The organism is Acinetobacter sp. 1542444 (genome assembly GCF_000581835.1).
GTDB lineage: Bacteria > Pseudomonadota > Gammaproteobacteria > Pseudomonadales > Moraxellaceae > Acinetobacter > Acinetobacter pittii.
Map to the genome: position 1 here is coordinate 61,166 of NZ_JEYA01000002.1, position 20,587 is coordinate 81,752.

Genomic DNA, 20,587 nt, shown 5'->3' on the forward strand with positions numbered 1-20,587 from the left:
CAGTATAAACAGGTCTCTAAATCATTTGATTAATTCCGACAGATGACAGAAATATATATGAACTATTTAATGATACCGCCCGAAGGCGGTTAACTATTTTGAATATCATCTTTGGCTTTTTTAACTTCTTTGATTACTTCAACAATGGTCTTACCTTCCTGTTTATCAATAAAGTTAAAGATCCAGCGAACTAAAGCCCAGCCAGGAATACCGCAAATAAAGAAGAAGCCACCTAGTGCTATCATTCCCCATACATCAGTCACCCATTCATGAAGTCCCCACTTTACGATAATGAATGAGCCGCCCGCCAAACTTGATACGACTGTACAAATAAGTCCTACCGCCCATTCTTGAGGTGAGCGAGGCATACGTGTCATCAATACTACTGCGGCAACTAATGCGACCGCTAAAGTCACCATAATTGCTGCGCCATAAAATTTTAAAATTGCTGTTAAACCGCTAGTGGAAACTGGTTCCATTTATCTCTCCAGAAAAATTAGACAATAAAAAACCCCGCGAATGCGGGGTCTGTGTATTTGGTTTGGTGGTTATGTAGTTGTTTCTACTTTAACCTTTTCAGCATTTCGTCTACTGATCTTTTCTTCGAAAACCATATAAATAAAGAACAAGAATATTGGAAATAAGAAGGAAATCTTAGTAAGCATAAAAGTTAAAACAAAAAGCTTATTACTAAAACCTTTAACATTTAAGATAAGTAAAATTAATAAAAATAGCCCAATTACCCCTGTTAAAAGATAAGTAAATACAAAGAGTGTAGCATCTTGGATGGAGGCAATATTTCGCCCATATGCGTATTGTTCTTCTTTATAGATGTATAGATCGTAAGAGTATAGACCTGTACCACCAATTAAAAGAACTGGATTATTAAGTCGAGATTCCCAAGCGTATTCAACCAAATTAGTTCGTAAAATAGTATTAGCGTTATCAGATACGCCATCTGAGAATCGGTCTTTCTGAGAGTTATAGCCAAAATAAACTAATGGCAACCCAATAATAAGTGCTGTAAAAAGAATCTTTGGTCGCTTAATTAAGCCTGATTTTAGTAACATTGTGACCAAAAGCAGTGAGCCAACCAAGAAGGCAGCTGAGGATAAAGTCAAAATAATCGAAACTGGTAGAAGAAAGTCTTTCTTTTGAAAGTTACTATTTTTAACCAGATACGGTAGATACAATGCCAAGGTATAAGCAGCAAAGTTAGATGGTTCCCAGAAAAGACCGGCAGGTCGGAATACTGTCGAACCGCTATAATCCATTGATGTACGCTGCTCAATGCCAAATATTCCTAACAGATCAAACTTCAGTCCAACCCCATAGTAAAGAACGAATTGTATTAATAGATAAAATATATGAAATAGAGCTACTTTCCTAAGTATTAATGCGTAATTAACCTTATTGAAGGACCAAAAGATCATTAATGCAAGAATGATTAATGAGAGCCGGTCTAATACTTTGAAAAAGAATGTATCTCTATCATCAGGAATTTGCAGGTATATGTTTGGGAATAAAAAAGCCAAACATGTATAAACAATGAACCCAACCAACATGATTACTGTTGGGATAAGTAAAGTTTTATTAAATTTAGCTTCAAATTTAATAGTCAAAAGATAAATCAAAAGAAAGCCAATGCCGGCTATGCCACGCAAGCGGAAGTAACTATCTATAGAAATACAGAATACCGCCAAGTACAGAAAAACTTTATTGTTCATTTAAGCAAGAGTAATTGACTATTTGAATTGTTAAACATATTAACAAGAACGTTTATTTTTTTCACTTAATTTAACAAAGGTCCAACCACTCACCAATTGTGTAAATTTAACTAATATGCAAATACTTGATGATTTTGTATATTTATTAAGCAGATTTGAAAGACCGGCATAACATTTAAATTATTAGTAATTAAAAAATATATAGATTAGTTGTTCATATATAAAATAAACTAATTATTTAAATATTTCAAAATTATTTTTCTTAAAATCTGATACTTGGACAATAAAAAAGCACCCAGAGGGTGCTTAGCTGAAAAGTAAAAATTTAGCTAACTTGCTGAATACTTTTTACTTCCGATGAAGTAACTTTCTTACCAATTTTGATAAAAGGTTTCTCATAAACTCTATAAGAAATATTGGCTGCGATGATTGTAGCAATTGAGGTAACAACAATACACAGCATTGGTTGGTGAACTATTTTATTAACAAACATATAGACGACTGGGTGTAGTAAATAGACTCCATATGTAGCTTCACCTAAGTTTGCAAAAGGTTTAGCAAACCAACTAGGAAGATCAATTTCTAACTTATAAAAACCAAGTGTCAAAGCGATTGATGCCACAGCAAAAATGACACGGTTGATACCAGTAGTAATATTAATCTGGTCACCAGCCACAGGATAAAAGCATAAAACAGCGATAGAAATTACAACCAAAACATTTGCAATATTCTTCATGCTTATATCATGAAAGTTATAATACAAAGCTAATCCACACGCGTATAAGAAAAAGTTATTAAATGGATTAATGTAGGTTTGCCACTGAGCTGATAAAGTTTTACTTGGATCTAAAACAGAGAAAGCAAAATACATTCCTACAGCAACTAATCCCAAAACAGCTAAATTACCTAATTGCTTATTTTTGGCATAAAGCATGATAAGGAAAGGTGTGAAAGCATAATAGAATGTTTCATTACCAATACTCCAAGCGCCAATATTTATATATTCCCCTGGTGCAACAAAACCAAATAATAAAGTAATGTTAAGGAAAACTTTATAAATATCCAATTCACCTTTTAGGATAAACCCTGCGGCGACTACAACCGCAATGGTTATCCAAAGCAAAGGTAATAGTCTAAATAGACGTCGAATAAAGAATACAAAGGAAGTGCTAAAGTCCTTAATGTAATTATTGTACACAATCCCCATGCTTAATCCTGAAAGCACAAAGAAGATTGAAACACCATAAATACCGAAATTACCTAATACACTTCCTGCATGCGGATGATCTGGAGCTTGGTAAAGCTGCCAGCTCACTAAATGATAAATCATGATTGCGAAGGCCATTATGCCCCGCAACCAATCAAGTGATTCAAATCTTTTCATATTTTTAACTATGTTCTAATTTAACTGTCACAAAATTTGAAATGATTCTATGACAATAAATTAGTTTTACATAGTTAAAAATATTAGTTTTGAACTGAGTCGAATGGTTTTGGAATTGGGCTTGGTTGGTCTCTATTGACTACACACCAAACTACCACCACCACTATTGTAAGGATCAATATGGTTACTATAGTTTTATTGTTTATATATATCTATTAAATCTCAAATAAAAATAAAGTTTTAATGAATTGCGTTAACAATAAACTATAGAACACTAAAAACATAGAATATATTTATCAAATTTTATTCAAAGTATTACTTACTATCCTTCAGAAGTACTTTGAGTAAGCTGATTTGAGTAGTTCCAGATTGTGTTTTCCCATACATCACGTACAGCAACTCGAATGTAATATGGAGTTGTTGGTTGTAAGTCTCCAATTGTGGTTGTTAAATCAGTACCGGTCCACGAAGGCGGTGTTTGTGTTGGATCAAAATTAGAAGTACTGCTGAGCCAAACAGCATAGTCTTTCAGGTCTGGAACTTCACTAGGTACCCATGTCACTGTGACTGAATCAATAGTTGCTGAGGTATAAACATTTAAAAGCACTGGCGGTACCGGATTGCTAATGCTTAATTCAGCATACGTGCTGATCTGATCTCCAGTTTTACTGGCTACACGAATTGTATAAGCACGGCCTATTCCATCAGTCTTAGCCTCTTCAATTGAATAGCTATAATCCGTATTAGTTGTATCAACCTGCCGAATCATTGCCCCGTTCGACCAAACTTGCACACGATAGCCATCTGCACCGGTTGCGCTCTGCCATTGAACTTTAAATGTAGTGCCTACAAACGGCGATTGAAGTGAAAGACCTTTAACACCAGCAGGACGTCCGCCATATAATGTATAGCTGTAAGCTGTTACCTCATCTAATGTTTGCTCTTTACGCTCTAAACCGTTAAAGCTAGTGAACTTCAAGAAGATCTGTTTACCTACTAAATTTTCATTAAATCCATACTCAAAAATAGCCTTATCTAGTCGTACAAACGGCTCCCCTACATTATGATTTTGTGCATCATCAAAACGTCCACGTAGAACATCACTCAATGTATAAAGACCGGATCCGTTTAAAGTGGCCACTTGATAATTGAAATACTCGTCACCGACTTTACAAAGTGTTTGGTCAGCTTGAGCATCCTCTAAGGTTCCACTAAAAATCTGACTGACTGTATTGAGTTCAACTTGCAAAGCTATGTCTTCGGCATCAATGGCCGTTACTAATTGGCCATATCGAGCAGAACCGTAAATAGTTCCAATCATTTCATAAGTCGTATTATCAAGACTTACCCATACATTACAGCCACCCCAATTGATGCCACCAGACACCGCAACCCATACCTGATTTTTACCGTCCGTTAGATCCAGCGGAGGTTCAAAGATAGCTGGAGCATTCACATTACCTGGTTCTTCATTACCGCCTTGATAACCATTAGATGCTTGTGAATCATATTCAATGGCAGATCTTGAACCTACAGCAAGTTCCTCAGCCGTAATAGTTAATTCACCGAACTCGTCTTCCTCAATACGTGTAATACGTACAGGAAATTGATTTAAGCCTAATGCTTCATCTGTAATAGTGACAATATCCATTGGCTCTAACCGGCAATACTTCCAGCCTAAGGTAAACTCATATTCATTACGCACATAAAGCAATCGTTGTAAGCGAAGCTGTGCGGCATGGCGAGCTATTTTGGGCTCACAAAAATAATGGCTTTCTACTGGATCCTCGGTACGTAGGCCAAACATCTCAATGTTGGCTTGGTCCTTGGCCTCAGTGGTTTCTGTGTTGTACTGGTTATAGCGATTGATGTATTCAATCTGAACGTGATTATAAGCATCTGTATCACGGCTACGGCGTACTCGAACTGGCTCATCATCACTAATGAAATCATCATCAGTTAAGTGATAAACCGGAGTGAGATCCGGTGTAAAAGTAACGCCGTTTCCAGTAATTGCTGAATCGCCATAAGAACGGATCTTCAAACCATCTGGACTAGGTACCACGGCACAATTTACAGCCTCAACAATCTCATTAATTGTTTCATAAGCTGCACGTTGTTCTGTGAATGCGGGGCTAATTAAAAGATTTGCTGCTCGGCAATAAGTACGGAACTCTTCTAAATCTGCCATGTTTAAATTAGGTGCTGCCCCATGGCGTGGATGAGTAATAAAATCTTCAATCACATCAGCTGGATTAGCATCATCAATAGTTTCTGATAAGGTAATTGTGCTAATCACCTCAAAGTTATGATTTGAAAGGCTGGCACTATTCCCCATCTCATAATTAGCACATGCAACATATCCTAAATATGGATAGTTAATTGCTTGATCAGGATGTTTTGAAACTAACCACCCCCACGGCGGATTATTATTGCCATCGAACAATTCAAACTTTAGCTGGTCGATTGGATCTAATGTAATAGATCCTTCCTGCTTTGTAATGTACTGTTCTTTATCAACCCATATCAAGCCAATCTTTTTAATCTGGTTCTCGCACAAACCAAGCATAAGCGAAGCACTATAACTAAATGTTGTATTGCTGGTTTTAGTGCTCCCCCCTTTACCGCCTGATTTCTCAACCGTAGTATGAGGCGTTGCTAGAAAATCACCGTACCAAAACATGTTGGCAGCTACGCGGGTTTTCCCGTAAACCAAAGGCTGACAAAGCCCATACGCTGATTGTTGAATCCGCATAGAGTTAATACGTGTATCAGACGTACTAATTGTTGTACTACCAAAAACACCACTCATTCTTTTAGCCTCTTCATACGAAAAAACCCGGCAATTCGCCGGGCTAAACTTCCTTTTGTTCCATCTTGGATTATGACTCCTTGATGGATATAACTGTGAATGACCTGAGGCCACTCAATGACAATTGCACCATGACTAATACACTTGCCGAAATGATATAAAACGATGTCACCCGGTTGTGGTGGACCTTCAATCGGATCACATACACCTAGAATAAGCTCTAAGTAACGCTGCCCCATTTGATGCATATGCCAATCTGCTGGATAGGGCCGCGGATCTAAATGGTCCATGAGCCCTACTTTTTCGTAGACCTCACAGATCAAAGTTCCGCAATCCACGCCCACGCCTTTTACACGGCCTTGGTGATGATATGGGGTGCCGAGCCACGTTAAAGCTTCTTGAACTGCTTCAATGTTTTTCATAAGCCATCAACAAAATAAACAAATAAAAAGCCCTCAACTCTGGAGTAAGGGCTTATTAGAAATAAATTAGACTCTAATATGCGTTAAAGAATCTAATTTTAAAAATGCTTTTAATTAGGAATGTAGCAAAGACTAATAAAACACCTGCAACTATTATCAATAGATTTAATGTCACTACTCCCATTACAAGTAATAAGAGTGAGAGAATCAAGGACATATAAAAGACTAGTTTTACTAACATTTAATCAACCTGTTGAATTGCTTTTGTATCCAGCGTAATAGCTTTGTTTCCAACCTTAATAAATTTTTTTCTCATATATAATGATAAATCATGATTGCAAAGGCAATTATTCCCCGCAACCAATCAAGTGATTCAAATCTTTTCATATTTTAACTATGTTCTAATTTAACGATCAGAATTTCAAAAAGATTTTAAGACAATTAATCTAATTTACATAGTTAAATGTGTATTGAGAAGGTGAGCCAACGCTTGCGTACCATTAGGAATCCACCACATTTCGGCCATATGACTTGACTTTACAATTGCGCTTGCTCGACCTACAGCGAATGCTGGGTAAAGTGGAATAGAAGTAAAATCAATAACATTAACAGCTTTACTATAGATTCCTCCATTATACGAAATTACCTGAGTTCCACTAATTGCGAATCGCCCACTTTTACCTAAGAAAGGTGTATATGGAGCTGGAACAGCCTGTGGAGACTCATTATAGACAAAGGAACTATTGCTGCATCCAATCCACGTATTTGTAGCAGTATCCTCTCTCAACATTACAATTGTGTGTCCACTAGTATTTGCTGTATCCCGCATTGATATCTGTACATTAGACGTAGATGTGCTGGTTTTCGCAGACATTGACAATAAATAAGATGCTGCAGTAAATGTACTTGGCGCCGCAAATGTAGCAAATCCACTATTTAAGTTAACTACTGTATCTAAATCTAAATCCTTGTCTGCAGTATTAACACTATCATTTTTAAAATCAAAATTTGTCCCAGACAAACTATAGACCTTGTCAAGATAACTTCCTGCGTTTTTGTAGCCAAAGGCTATACTTGCTGCCACATAATTGGCTAACGCATTTCTAGCTATAAATACAATGGCTTTGATTGTTTTGGCCATACTGCCAATTTTTCCGCCCTCTGTTTGAACGCGAGTTACATGATTTTTTAATGTGTTAAAGATTCCTGGAGCTGTCATTGTCGTCAAATAGGATGTATCCGCATTTATACTATCCAATTGACGTACTAAGAAGTCCATCTTATCTGCATCAGTTGTAATCTCATCCAACGCAATACCAAAAGAACTAAGGCCTGTGAACTTCTTATTACTGTAATATGTTTTAGACATGGCTTAACATCTCCGCGATATTAAAAAAGTTTATATAAATTGTCTCAAGATTAGGCCCCCGCTCTTGTACGAGTACAAAATCTTGATCAGACAGTCCAATTAGATGTGAATAGCCTGTCCAAGTAGATAAAACGTCTGGTGTATATTCAATTGGAAATGATTTTCCATTGTCATAACTGAGGGCAACACGCAGGTATCTTCGTTGATAACCAGTAGCACCCAAATTTGGCTGAGATGGATATGAATAGAGGATTTTGGGGATTCCTTCATGCAAACTGGTGGCGGCTTGAAGAATTGAACCCTCCGACATAGCTGTTACTAAGTGCGGCTTATCTTCAATAACTAAAGTATTGCCACCATCGTAACTTCTAGCCCAGAGCATCACCCTTTGGTTTAAATTGTTATAACCTTCATTTCGAATACCTAATAAAAGGTTGCCCTGGGCATCTAAGCAAACCATTGTTTCATTAAGAAACCCAAATGTTACCTCTGGTGTGTTGAATGTTCCATTTGCCAACTTTCCACCTATCTTCCACGTCTCCCCCGAATTATCTGAATATAGGATTGCTATTTCACTTGTCGATTGATCAGGGGCTTGTCTGAATACTGCAGTGACAAGGCGTCCAGAAAAAATTCCTCTAGGTATTGTCACAATTGAACATGGGATAAGATAAAAGGGCTCTGTCGTTGTGCTTTCAGACATTAGTGTCTGAATTGTGGACCATGTTTTGCAATCGTCATCTGAATAGACGAGGTTCAATTCACTATCACCAAGCAACTGAGTTCCAGTGTTAAACAAGCAGATGTATCGATATTTACCAGTTTGTTTATTTAAAACTTTAGCAAAGCATGGATGTCTATGAGCTTTCTCTACTGCCATGACAGGAAAAACTACGGTGTCACCATCAATTGATGCTGTTTTATTTACTAAATCAAAATTAATAAACTTGCCGTGCATTTCAGCATGTGTTTGGTCAGCCGTAGACTCATCCCGATAAATCGTATATGCCACAAAAATGCGGTTTTTACTGATTTGAACCATCCCTGGCATTCTTAGCTATTTTTCGCCACTTCCCTTCGTTGCAACTGTAATATTAAAATTGTACGGGGTTGATCCAAGTGATTTTACATAGTCATGATACAAGCCAATCCGGTTTAGCTCTTCTGGTGTAGTTGCATTCGCAAACATTGCATCAATTCCTAGATCAAAAGGTTTTCCACCAATTGGTCTGCCTCTTGAATCAATAGTTAATGCTGGTAGCCCACTTGCATCTGAAAAGCGGTGAAGAATTTCAACCTCATCTGTCTTGATTGTTTCTGAGATCGAAGCAATGGAACTCGGATCGAAATCAATCCCATTCACACGTAAATCAATAACCTCAAGAGTACCATCATCAAGAATTTGCATAATTACTTCGCCATTTGCATCTGAAAAACGATGCAAAGGTTTCGCGGGATCAACTTGAATGAGGTTATCTGCATATTTCTTGGCTTGATCAAGCTCGCTCAGATTTGTACTGGTCCAATAATTTCCTTCTGCTGCCCCAGCTGGTTTATTCCAAAACCAGACCTTCCCTGTATCTAAGGCTTTTGCATAACTTTGGTTTTCAACTGGTCTTGTAGCAGTCAACAAAGCAGTTGTTGCATAGTTGGGGCTTTGAGATTCGATTGGTTTAATGAAATCAACAATTGCGCCAAGATTGGTTTTAAATTGTGCCTCTGTGACCGTAGGTCCAATCAAGGCATCTTTATTAGGAACTGCCATAATATTTATCCCAAATAAAAAGCCCTGTGATTAACAGGGCTTTGATTAAATATAAAGTCATTAAATTGATGTTTCAGGTACAGGTACAAACGGCGCACCACGGAAGCGAGCACGGTTATTAAAGCGGTTAGTACAAGTATCAAGTCTTTTGTCACAACCCGGATAAACGCGGATTGTTTCTCCAATTGCTGGCATATCAAGAAGTGGCAGAGTTAGAAGCAATGCACCCGATTCATGCAAACGAATAGTACGCTTAATACCAACATTCGCTCCTTCTAGAAACTCCACAACTCCTTGAGTAAACCAACCTTGCGGCTGGCTTAAATCACACAGGATGCGACTAGGAGAACTATTCGCTCCAATTGTCGTATTCACGGCAAAATCTGCACTTAACAATCCACACGCACTATCAAATAAGGTATTTAAACAACCTGGTGTGTATAAGTTTCTCGGCATCTGTAGTTTTAAGTCATCCACTTCTGAAACCACACTAGCGTTAATTTCATAACGATCGAGTTCTGGCTCAACAATACGGCCTTCAAATAAAACCAAGGTGCCGGCAGTTGTATCCGTTGGAGTGTGCATATCCATAAATACACGTTCAAGCTTAAAGCGAGCGCCGTCTAAAACACCGTTATGAAATGCTTGTGCTACAGGTACGTCACCAAATTTAGCGCTTTCATTGGTTTCAATTTTGATAGACAAATTATCAACTTCTATTCCTAAAGAAAGGTTGGTACCTTCGCGGCTAATGATTGGACCATCAGCACGAAACTCCTTACCTTGCACGGTCAAATTGACGTCATAGCTGGTATAGCAATATTCAATGCCTTGTATAGTGGTGATGGTGTACAGATCCGCCATAATGAATTGATCAGCATCCAACAAGGCTATAAGTTTGGGTGATGCTTGTCTCATATCTTAGTTCCTAAGGATCCGATTAATTCAACCTTGTTCGCCTTCCATAACTTATGCATAAAGTTGACATACTGCTGAGTGTCATCTTTAAAGCGGCATCTATAAAAATAGGTTCCTGAGATAGTTATCTCAATTCCAGCTTCTAATGGTTGAGATAAAATATATTTACCATCTGAAGTGATTTTTGCTGTTGCAGCATTCCACATGGGTTTCGATGTGTTCGCATCCCACATCGGCTTAACTGGTGTTTGATTCCACATGTTGGGATCCACTTCACCGACCATTTGCTCTTCGGTATTTCCGAGTGGCAATTGACTTGTATACATATCCTTATAAAGTTGGAATGAAGTTGTAGCCCCATCCCCTACAAAGGTGCAATCAAACTGATTATCATCAGGCATCTTGTAAAGAAACGAATCAAAAGCCCCACGACGTTCTAAATAAAACCCTTGTAGTTGCTGCAATTCCTTTCTTCCCTTATTTTCCCGCAAGAATGCGTAAGACAACGAGATTTCATATTTAGGAGCGGCCTGAAAGCTCGCACGGAGCTCTCGGCCATTAATTGAAGTCATGATCTTTGTATTGAACATGGGCGTAATTGAAGCATCCCACTCAAGACCGGGTAATTCTGGAAATAATACGTTTGACACTTATACCTCCTTATTTACCAAAATTACGGCGATAACCCTTTAAACTGTCCGCAACGGCTTTACTGTTTTTCTTTAACCAACGATCTGCACCTTTGGTATCAAGGAAACCAAGGTTGATTACAGGTCCACCTCCCCCACCTTCGGCCGCGGCAGCCGCACCGAAACTTGCACCACTACGCATGGCTTTACCCATTTCACGAATGGTATTTGCATGTTGTGAAGGTAAAACCATTTCGTCTTCATGCAGCTGAGTAACTGGATTTACACCTGATGGAATGTCGTAACCACCTCGAGCAGATTTAATCTTACCAGCCAAACCAGCAACTAAACCGAACGCAGCAGCACCGGCACCGACGGCCAGAATTGGACCAATGTATGGAATGGCAACCATGGCTTTAAAAGCTCCGGCCATTGCCTCCCATGCTGACATCATGATTCCTTTGATAGCTTCTGCAGCTTTTAAACCTAAACGAGCTAAACCACCTGCAGCAGTAACACCGGTTCGTGTTGCTTCCCCTGCGATTGTTGCACCTGTTTGTGCAGCCTGACCCGAAGCCTCAGCAGCTGTTTCTGCCCCGACAAACCCAAGCTTTCGCGCTAGCTTAATAGCTTGGATTCTGAGCCAACCTTGTAGCTCTTTAGTAGCGGATTGCAATGCGAATTGGCCCATATCAGCAAGTACAGCCTTGGTTGCATTGCTCCAAGTCAAAGTACCATTCATAAGTGACTGAATGCCCTGATCCCAAAGGTTAGAAAGTCGAGAAGTGAAGCCTCCGAACTTATCTTCAAAGTCTTTCATTTCCGCATCACTGATTAAGCCGATTGACTGGGTATTTGCAACTTTCTGATCTGTCTCCAAATCAGAAATATTATTTGTGATTTGGTTTTGATTGCCCTGCTTACCCGTAATTCCAGTTTGCTCGTTCTCAAGTGCTAAACGCTCTAAAAGACCTTGCCGTTTAATTTCACGTAATTGATCTTCGAGCTTTTTCTCTAATTGAACTTTGCGAACATTTGAAATTTTCTTGGCATCATATTCAGCTTGGATCCGTGCCGCTTCAATTTCATAAAGGCGCTGTGCTTGCTGTTGATAATTGTCGATCTGTTCTTCACGAGCTTTTTTATATTCCTCAAACTCTTTTGAACGTATAGCAATGATCTTGTCTGAGGCATCCTTTTCGGCTTTGACTTTGGCAGCGGCTTTTTCAGCTTCAGACATTTTAGATTTTTCAATCTCATCTAATGCCTTTTGCAGATCTAAAGCGATTTTCTTTTCTTCAGATGCATATTTATACCGAATATCAGCAAGTGCTTTAGCTGCTTGTTCAGCTTGGCGCACAGCATCAGATTTACCCTGCTTTGCCTTATCTGGTTTACCACCATCAGGATTGAGTGCCTTATTTTGTCCGATACCAGAAGTAACCCCTTTACTGCCACCTCTACTACCAAGTTGAGCATTTTGGATATCTATTTTGGCTTGAGATAAACGATCAAATGACGGTGTTCCACTAAAGATATTAGAAGCTGAATTAATTGCGGCTTTGGTAGTACCAGCAATATCAACCACAGTATCTTTAGTTTCAGTCCAGATTGCCTTAACTCCACCAGCCAGAGCCTTACCTTTAGCCAGGATCCCATCCGCATTTACAAAGTTTACGGCAGTACTTCCAATAGTCCTTAGATTACTCATCACACCAGACATTAAACGCACAAGATTTTGTAATCCAGCTCCAAGCCCTACAATAACAACTGCAACACCCTTAGCAACTGAGCCTAATGTCTGAATAACTCCGGTAAATGCTCCACCTTTTGTAGTACCATTCATGAAATGACTAATTACACCGCTTAAAGCTGGCATCACTGCTTGAGCCAATTGATTTTTTAAGCCGGTGTACTGCATTTGAAGTACTTCAGTTTGAGCCTTTAATTCAATGGATTTTTGAATTGCCTCTTCACCAGTAATAATCCCTGCTTCTTCCATAGCAGACTGGTATTCTTTCCAAAGCTTACCGCCATCTTGCAAAATCGGGATTAATCCAGTGAGATCTGAGCCCATACTCTCAAGATAGAAAGACATTTGTTGCTGGTTGACTCCAGCCTCTTCCAGCTTATCAACATATGTCTGTAAGGCTTCTACACCATCCATCTTGGACATTTCTTCAGCGAGCTTTTTAGCACCCTCGGCGCCCGACTCCGTTTTAACGGCGATTTGCTCAAAAAAGTCTTTAGCCCCACCAGAACCCACTGATGCAAACTCACCGATCTTTTCGTTGAAATCTTTCATCATGTCTGAGAGTTTTTCTTGTGAAAAACCTAAGGTTTGTGCCGCGCCAGATAATCCCTGAAATGACTGTATTGAGGTATTTGCTAAGGCTGAGAATCTCGCAAGTTCAACATTATTATTGGCCACTTCAATTGCCAATGTTGCTAAACCCGCTGTAGCTGCTACAGTACCACCTACTGCCAGCCCTGCAACCGCTCCAGCTGCAACCAGTGCACCACCACGCAGAGCTCCTAATTTGGAAGTAATACCATCAAAAGCCGAGCCTAATCGTGACCCGCTTAAGGCATCCCCAATCTGTTTATTAAAACCATCTGCAATTGACTTTGAAACATCATCAAACTGGCGTTTAATTCCCGAAAGATTAAACTTAAAGTTCACACCTTTAGTAGTATTTTCAATTTGCTTGGCAGATTCAGTGACAATTTTTTCAGCATCATCCATACCTTTTTTAAGCTCAGAGGTCTTAGCACCAATATGAACTTCTACGCGGTTATTCGCCATTTCAGTTTTCCTCAGGCATAAAAAAACCCACCTCTTAGAGTGGGTTCATATTAAAATTTAAAATGATTTTAAAATTTCAGACGTATATTTTCTTCAGCTTTTTTTGCCTTTAGATATTCATCAAGATCTTCTTGGGTTACTTTAGAAATATCAACATAACTAAGCGAACCGCTTTCCAGATCAATATTATATTTTTGAGATAAAAGCTTATTATAAAGCGATCTACTTGAACCAGTCTCAGAGTTTAAAAGCGTGCACAAACTACCAACAACTTCTAAGTCTACTTCTGATTGCTTCCCCTTTACAAAAGCTTTCAATTGCGTATCTCTAAATATATCTTGTGTTACTTCCCTAACAAACTTTTTATATTTCGGACTATTATCTTCAGCAGCTAATTGAATAGTTTCAAAAGGTACAGTAGTATGCCACAATGATTTTCTTAGTTCACAAACAAAGACCAAGTCATTGGTTTTTAGATCTTTTGTTGCTTTATTTTTTATTAATTTATCTATTTTATAAGAGTTGGTTTCATATTCCTTTGAGTGTTCATTTCTGTCATATTGCATATAAAGATAATTCCCAACTATATAAAGAATTGCAGAAAGAGCTAATACAAGAATTCCTATTAATATTTTATTAATCATATTTGATACCCTATAAACGTATTAACAAAGATACCAAATTGCCTATTTAATGTCTCTTAAAAAATCTTAGGCGGCCTTAACCGCCCTGAGGAAAATTGCTTAAAACCTCAATTAAATCGTCATCGTCTTCTGATTCAGTATTAACTGGCTGACTTTCATCAATTCCCATAAAAGTTTCCAAAATACGACAAAGCCGTTGCACCCCGATATTTGTGGGAGGGTTATTTTGCTGATACGCATTTAATGCCCTTAATCTTGGTAGATCAATTTCACTACGTACATAGTCGTAATCTTTACCCATAGTTAGCACTAAATGCGTGTACAGCTCCTCCCAGTTTATTCCCCCGAGCTTTCACCCGTGCCCGTGGTATTACCCGAGTAGTCTAGGCCTGAGGTTTTGGTCACTAATGATAAAACCTCTTCCATGTTGGCCATGTCTAAGAGCTCATCTGCAACATAGTCACGGGTAATATCCGGATAATTTCGCTTTAAACAGATATGAGCCATATCAACAATCACTGATACAGGAACATTGTTGGAATTTAACTGTTCTTGAAATCGCTCAAGTGTACCCAATGGTGCAGGAGCAAAAATCCAAGTCTGACCAGCAATTTCTTTACTATTACCACGCGGGTTTTCAACTTGCTTAAATTGCATTTGTATTACTCCGATAAATCGATTTTGAAAACACGGTTAAGATCATCGGCCATTGGCTGAAATTCAAATTCAGGGATGTCGTAATCATCCTGTTTTGAACTAAACCCAAGCTTGTTACTGGTACAGCGGTAGAAATTCATGTGCATGAATTTGCCCTTGTAATCTCGTTGAAGATCTAAGGCAAATTCAGGTGTATAGCCCATATCTAAGTTAGATACGGTGATTGACTTGCCCCCTGCGACCGTTGCCGAATAACGGAAGCTAATAAAAACTACTTTCCCCACATCCGCTGTAGCAAAAGTATATGCCCCTGTTGCTGCATCTACGCTGTATTGTCCAGCCGTTGGCGCTGACGCTACACGCTTGAGTGGAATAGCTTTTCCATCAGTTACACCTAAGTCTTTTACAAAGGTTCCACTATTTGGAACTACTGGAGTAACTAAGCCACCTGCAGGAACGATTTCACCATTAATGGTTTGAGATACTGTTTCGATTCCACCTTCAGCAACAACGCCTCCAAAGAAAATAGAATTTAATAGGGTTCCGTTAATTCGCCCGAATGATGCTTTGCCTTTAATTGAGCCTTTACCACGTGCAGCATCTACGGCGAACTGTCCACGGCCAAAGAGTTCTTTTAAATCGAAACTAATATCGACACCAACAGACTGTAATACCCCTACTTCTACAGGCGTAGAATTACTAATCGGTTGCCCATAAACATCTTGAATCGGTGTAGCAAAGATCTTGCCGGCACCAAATAAATATTGAGCCATTTATTTTGACCTCTCTAAAATGACAAAACCGCCATAGAGGCGGTCATTAAATGAATGTTTTGTTAATTGGTGGTGAGGATCCGGATAGGGATAATTGCAATCGCCTGATCATCCAGCATATTTTCTACTGCTTCATATACTTCGATTGTGCCCTCGATCCAACAATGCTCGACCAAACCACCTAAGGTTTGATATTCGCTGAAATCCGGATGTTCTGGCTGAATAGCTTCACGTACACGATCGATGAAAATATTCATCTGTGATGACGGAGGTTTAGCTCTATCAGCCTCATGGATATAGAGATAGACCTCAGCGGCTAGTTCAACTTTTGAATCAAAACCATGTACCGGTACTTCTTGCTGATTACCTTGTGTAATAAACATGGCTGGGCGCTGTTCTGGTGTCACATGGTTAAAGTGTCGTAGACGGCGACTGACCGTAACCAATCCTTCTACGTTTGTACTTAACCGATCAAACAACGCTTGATAGATTGCTTCGCTATCCACCTGCTAAACCTCGCTCAATTGCTGCATCAATATTTTTCGGCACTATCTTGGCCACCATATCTAAAGAATCACGCATGAATCGCAGTTCTCTAAAACGAACATTCCTTGAATGAGCCTTCACATTGACCTGAACTGGTGAGATAGGTCGACCAAAAGCCTGTTTGATTGTTCGAAGATGAGCCTTAACGCCCATAGATCCATGTAAGCCAAACTCATGAGCAAAGGCATAAGGTACCAAAGCACCGCCAGCTCCTACCGTTCCCTCTATCGAATCCTTATCTTCATCCACTTTGGACGAAACGGAACCACGTAAGCGGCCAGACTGAACTTTTAGCCGTTGACCACTCAACATGTCTTCCTGAACAATCCGCTGTAAGCGCAAAGTAAGAGCGTTAATCGTGTGTCTTATTTCAAACCTAACGTGATTATTCATCTCATCAAAGTTGACTTGCTTATCAACACGATAATCGCTCATAGCTTAATTACTCTTTAGCAGAGGCCGTTGATTTCTTTGGCTCAACCACTTCAACATAACGCTCAAAACCCAAGGGTTTTAAAATATGGATAATGTCGTCTTCAGATTCTAAAACACCGTTTTTGATATCAAGGTTCTGACCAGCAATAACAATTTTTGTTGGCTTATAACCTTGGGGTGCCTGATATTTAAAAGGCATGGGATTCTCCTATACGACAAAAGCGCCAACGCCTAAACGATTAGGATTTGTGCCTTCATCATCGATTGGAATGGAATTTTTTAGTGCAAGGTAGCGCTGGCCATACATGCTGAGATCATAGAAAGCCTCCTTCGATGATCGTGAATAACTCACACTTTGGCCGGCAATTGTCATGCTCGAGGCGGTACCAAAAGCAGCACCATTGCCGCTAATGGTTCCAACTTTAAGAATATGTGCTGCATACAGACCTACAGCACGTTCCTTTAATGCACCAAACTCAATTTGAGAAACGACCAGATCTACTTCTTCTAATGCATCCTGAATCTTTGCATCAGACAAATTGACTAAACCCGTATCCGTAGAGAATTTCTGGCGAAAGGTTTGTACGTCCATAGGTCCACCTTATTCCTTAGCCCGATCTAACTTCGCCTGTAATTGCTCAAGTGTTTCATCATCACTGAACATTACTTCAAGTGCAGTTAATTCAGCTCTCACGGCGGCCAAAGCAGCTTCATCTGCTTTAACATTATCACCTGCAGCATCATTCTGTTTTCCACCTTTACCACCACGGCCGCCTGTTTTACCTGCTGCTTTTGGTTCATCATCTGGGATTTCCTGAACTTCAAGTTCACCTTTTTCTACAAGTGACTTAAAAGCCTTCCCTTTAGAAATACGTGTGAGATCCGCAGCACTAACTTCCACAGTTTGACCCAGACCGACTTGAATCCCATCAAAAGAAAAAGCGGCCTGAGAGCCGCTGTAAGTAATTTTTGGCATGTTTAATTTTCCTTATTCAACATCGTAGTAGCGGAGAGAATCGACACGTTTTAAATAGACACCTTCATACATATAGTGTCCTGGTGTACGCATCACATAATTGATAGGTTGAGCTGCCAAGAATTCCAGTTCATTACAACGGAAAGTAATGCAGCTTGGATCACGGCGATAAATAATGCTGCGGTCTGTCCCGCCTTCGCCTTTACTCTCAAGCGTACTTTCAGAAGTAAACGTTAGTGTTTTACCTTGCATTGCAAAGGTGTTCTTTTCCTTAATGTATTCAAGAAAAGTCTTACCTGCAGAATCTGGAACGATACGGCTAGCAAGGATAGTGAACTTATTCTCAGGCATCACGAAAGTATCAGGCTGAACACTGCTATCAAACTTAGATGCATTGGTAGCACCTTTAATCGCCTTGTTAATGTCTGCAAGAACCGCTTCAACTGTAGCTGTTGCATAATCTAATGTTGAAGTAATGACCTCTACACCTGTCTGGTTATAAAATCCCAGTAACCCTGTTTCAGGTTCACCAAACCAAGCCACATCACTCATATGGTTTTCATAAGCCAAACGCGCAGCTTCAACTTTATCGGTCGCTAACTGAATACCAGCTTTCAAGGCTGCTGCCGCATCAAAGATACTGATTTCATAACCAATAACACCAGGCTGTACGGTGAGTTTTACTTCATCATAAACAACTTCTGCTAGTGGTACATCGTTGCCAAGACCAGAGAAACGTTTACCACGGCCGACACCTTTCTTACGTTGTAAGACACTTGCGGATCCCACAACTGCACCTTCTAACCCTTCAATTGGTAAGTACTTTGCGTAAGCTTGAGCTTCAGCAAGTTGCGGTGTCATTTCATCAATTGATTCAAGCTTTAATAGTAACTTGGCAAAGTTATCTAAATTGAAGGCATCACCAACGGCGATTTGCACACCATGTGCAACTGCCGTTAAGCGAATTTTCATTTGTTCTAATTGTTTTGACATTGATTATGCTCCACGTAATCGAAGAAGTGCTAATCCATCAGTACTAGTGATGGTTTCCCAAGAGGCATTAGGAAGTTCCGTAGAATCCAATGCTGCAGAAGAAAGTGAACCCAGCGGCGCTTGGGTAGTCGGGTTCGCGGTACGCACATATACCTTTGCATTGATATCAATTACAGGTGCAGTAGGTTTTACCCAAATTGAACCAATCTGCATGATAGGTGCACAATCCGTGGCTTGATAGGCTTCTTTACCTAACGCATTTTTTCCTGTTTTACCGACGTGCTGAAAAACTACTACACCAAACTTTTTATTGGTTGCTCCAGTTACCGCGCTAACTGTTTTTCCATCAGTAGACTGGACGACCACTTCACCGTCACTTACGACACCTGTACCAGCAACCGGTAAAGATAGAATTTCTTCAGGCATGTGCAGACGTGCACGCAAACCCGGAATAGCTTGAGGGGTTAAAGACATTGTCATCTCTCCAGTTTCTTAGAAGCTTTTTTTCCAAGCTTCTTTTTTGTTGTTAGGTTTAGGCTCTCCATCATCTGGTTTGCCATCACCTGCTTGAATGTTTTGTTGCTTATGAAGTGCATCACCAACAGGATTAGATGGGTGAGTACCTTTCACAGCAGACAAAGCGCGGAAAGTTGTATCGATCTGATCAGGCTTAGCATCGCCTACCGAAACGCTACCTAATAAAGCAGTTACCAACGCATCCCCCGCTTTAGCCGCAATTACATCGCGTTTGATTTGCTCGCATGTGCAGCCTTCGGTTTTAACTGTTGGTACCAATGCCTTAGCATCGGCAATCACAGCAGCACGTTCGGTTGCAGCTTGTTCTAGCTTTTCAGGTGTCATCTGGTTTTTTTCCAGATCACCGACTTTCTGCTCAAGCGTGGTTTTATCGGTATGCAATTGATCTACAACCGCTTGAACAGCATTTAGTTCATCACCGATTGAAAATTGCTTATCACCGACTTTAAGCTTTGCAGCTTTTAAATTTTCGAGCTGCTCTTGCTGGATCTTCAATGCGTCTGCCAAAGGCTTGTTATCGCCAATGTCAAAACGCATACCGTTTACAATTACTTCCATTGTTTTCCCCTCTGGTAGAGTTTGCTTTTGGTCACCGATGCGGCAATCACCACCACAGCGACCGTATTTAACGAGTGCTACGTGATTGCCAATAAAATTGATAAATTTTGCTTGGTACACCGTGCCATCTGGCGCCGTGCCCTGCTCTAAAACTAATGTGGCTCCATAACCCAGCGACATTTCTAATCGCTCGTTGTTCTGGATTAAATCAATGCTGTCCTTATCTTTAATGAGCAAATCGCCCAATAGATATTCGCCTTCTTGGCGGACATTCTCACAATAGCCAATGTGGTAGTCCTTCCAATTAGCAGCATTTATTTCATTCTTGGGTGGGTGATAATCTGTAGCATCAGCACCATCCCAACTTTTAATCGCTGCTGGCTTAAATAGTTCTTCTGCGGATGTATAGACGTGAATAGTCTGATCTGCTGAAAAGCCTTCTAAGTTTGGGAACTCATACGCATAGTACTGACGTACCTGAGGTGCTTTTCCCAGGCGCACATTTACACATTTCAAATACCCTTCTTTGGTAAATGAGCGTGTCGATTCACTTGGCACAAAGTCACCAATCTTGAAGCGGTAAATGTTTTTCATAAATTGCGCTCAATAAAAAACCACCCGAAGGTGGCAAAAAAC

Annotated in this window: 23 protein-coding genes; all 23 read right to left on the minus strand. The window is 39.8% G+C overall.

The genetic code is table 11. The features are described 5' to 3' along the window. Positions 1–89: 89 nt before the first annotated feature. The 23 genes from J580_RS09225 to J580_RS09335 all read right to left on the minus strand — a co-directional run bounded on the left by J580_RS09225 (position 90) and on the right by J580_RS09335 (position 20,545). On the minus strand, positions 90–479 hold the full coding sequence (locus tag J580_RS09225; RefSeq protein ID WP_032003919.1) for a hypothetical protein: 390 nt from the start codon (positions 477–479) through the stop codon (positions 90–92). Between the two features lie 69 nt (positions 480–548). Further along, the gene (locus J580_RS09230; protein ID WP_032003920.1) at positions 549–1,727 is read right to left on the minus strand and encodes a hypothetical protein; all 1,179 of its coding nucleotides are present in this window, start codon (positions 1,725–1,727) and stop codon (positions 549–551) included. Between the two features lie 325 nt (positions 1,728–2,052). Continuing rightward, positions 2,053–3,111, minus strand: coding sequence for an acyltransferase family protein (locus tag J580_RS09235; RefSeq protein ID WP_032003921.1), 1,059 nt, complete (start codon positions 3,109–3,111; stop codon positions 2,053–2,055). Positions 3,112–3,433: 322 nt separating this feature from the next. Beyond that, positions 3,434–5,923 carry a phage tail protein gene (locus J580_RS09240; RefSeq protein WP_032003922.1) on the minus strand — a complete coding sequence of 830 codons (2,490 nt, stop codon included), beginning with the start codon at positions 5,921–5,923 and terminating at the stop codon, positions 3,434–3,436. After that, positions 5,920–6,345 (minus strand): C40 family peptidase, encoded by a 426-nt coding sequence (locus J580_RS09245; protein WP_032003923.1) that lies wholly within the window; start codon positions 6,343–6,345, stop codon positions 5,920–5,922. Before J580_RS09245 ends, J580_RS09240 begins: the two co-directional genes overlap by 4 nt. A gap of 451 nt (positions 6,346–6,796) precedes the next feature. Continuing rightward, the gene (locus tag J580_RS09250) at positions 6,797–7,714 is read right to left on the minus strand and encodes a hypothetical protein (protein WP_032003924.1); all 918 of its coding nucleotides are present in this window, start codon (positions 7,712–7,714) and stop codon (positions 6,797–6,799) included. After that, positions 7,707–8,756, minus strand: a complete 1,050-nt coding sequence (locus J580_RS09255) for an exo-alpha-sialidase (RefSeq protein ID WP_032003925.1) — start codon at positions 8,754–8,756, stop codon at positions 7,707–7,709. Before J580_RS09255 ends, J580_RS09250 begins: the two co-directional genes overlap by 8 nt. A gap of 15 nt (positions 8,757–8,771) precedes the next feature. Next, the gene (locus tag J580_RS23795) at positions 8,772–9,479 is read right to left on the minus strand and encodes a hypothetical protein (RefSeq protein WP_032003927.1); all 708 of its coding nucleotides are present in this window, start codon (positions 9,477–9,479) and stop codon (positions 8,772–8,774) included. Positions 9,480–9,539: 60 nt separating this feature from the next. Further along, positions 9,540–10,397 (minus strand): DUF2163 domain-containing protein, encoded by an 858-nt coding sequence (locus J580_RS09265; protein ID WP_032003928.1) that lies wholly within the window; start codon positions 10,395–10,397, stop codon positions 9,540–9,542. Further along, positions 10,394–11,047, minus strand: a complete 654-nt coding sequence (locus J580_RS09270; protein ID WP_032003929.1) for a DUF2460 domain-containing protein — start codon at positions 11,045–11,047, stop codon at positions 10,394–10,396. The genes J580_RS09265 and J580_RS09270 overlap by 4 nt, the downstream gene beginning before the upstream one ends. A 10-nt stretch (positions 11,048–11,057) precedes the next feature. Next, positions 11,058–13,832, minus strand: a complete 2,775-nt coding sequence (locus J580_RS09275; protein WP_032003930.1) for a tail protein — start codon at positions 13,830–13,832, stop codon at positions 11,058–11,060. A 68-nt stretch (positions 13,833–13,900) separates the two neighbouring features. After that, positions 13,901–14,476 (minus strand): hypothetical protein, encoded by a 576-nt coding sequence (locus J580_RS09280; protein ID WP_032003931.1) that lies wholly within the window; start codon positions 14,474–14,476, stop codon positions 13,901–13,903. Positions 14,477–14,552: 76 nt separating this feature from the next. Further along, positions 14,553–14,777 carry a hypothetical protein gene (locus tag J580_RS09285; RefSeq protein WP_031380325.1) on the minus strand — a complete coding sequence of 75 codons (225 nt, stop codon included), beginning with the start codon at positions 14,775–14,777 and terminating at the stop codon, positions 14,553–14,555. Positions 14,778–14,812: 35 nt separating this feature from the next. Then, complete coding sequence (locus J580_RS09290; RefSeq protein ID WP_032003932.1) at positions 14,813–15,133, minus strand: hypothetical protein; 321 nt, start codon at positions 15,131–15,133, stop codon at positions 14,813–14,815. Between the two features lie 5 nt (positions 15,134–15,138). After that, the gene (locus tag J580_RS09295) at positions 15,139–15,906 is read right to left on the minus strand and encodes a hypothetical protein (protein WP_032003934.1); all 768 of its coding nucleotides are present in this window, start codon (positions 15,904–15,906) and stop codon (positions 15,139–15,141) included. A 62-nt stretch (positions 15,907–15,968) separates the two neighbouring features. After that, on the minus strand, positions 15,969–16,412 hold the full coding sequence (locus tag J580_RS09300) for a hypothetical protein (protein ID WP_032003935.1): 444 nt from the start codon (positions 16,410–16,412) through the stop codon (positions 15,969–15,971). Next, positions 16,405–16,887, minus strand: a complete 483-nt coding sequence (locus J580_RS09305) for a hypothetical protein (protein WP_032003937.1) — start codon at positions 16,885–16,887, stop codon at positions 16,405–16,407. The genes J580_RS09300 and J580_RS09305 overlap by 8 nt, the downstream gene beginning before the upstream one ends. A 7-nt stretch (positions 16,888–16,894) precedes the next feature. Further along, on the minus strand, positions 16,895–17,086 hold the full coding sequence (locus J580_RS09310) for a hypothetical protein (protein ID WP_032003938.1): 192 nt from the start codon (positions 17,084–17,086) through the stop codon (positions 16,895–16,897). Between the two features lie 9 nt (positions 17,087–17,095). Continuing rightward, a complete protein-coding gene (locus J580_RS09315; protein WP_032003939.1) occupies positions 17,096–17,479 on the minus strand; it encodes a DUF4054 domain-containing protein in 384 nt (127 codons plus the stop codon). A 9-nt stretch (positions 17,480–17,488) separates the two neighbouring features. Then, entirely contained in the window at positions 17,489–17,863 is a 375-nt protein-coding gene (locus J580_RS09320) for a hypothetical protein (protein ID WP_032003940.1), read from the minus strand. 12 nt (positions 17,864–17,875) lie between these two features. Continuing rightward, the gene (locus J580_RS09325; protein ID WP_032003941.1) at positions 17,876–18,856 is read right to left on the minus strand and encodes a major capsid family protein; all 981 of its coding nucleotides are present in this window, start codon (positions 18,854–18,856) and stop codon (positions 17,876–17,878) included. Between the two features lie 3 nt (positions 18,857–18,859). After that, the gene (locus J580_RS09330; RefSeq protein WP_032003942.1) at positions 18,860–19,330 is read right to left on the minus strand and encodes a hypothetical protein; all 471 of its coding nucleotides are present in this window, start codon (positions 19,328–19,330) and stop codon (positions 18,860–18,862) included. Positions 19,331–19,348: 18 nt separating this feature from the next. Continuing rightward, a complete protein-coding gene (locus J580_RS09335) occupies positions 19,349–20,545 on the minus strand; it encodes a DUF2213 domain-containing protein (protein ID WP_032003943.1) in 1,197 nt (398 codons plus the stop codon). Positions 20,546–20,587: the final 42 nt, after the last annotated feature.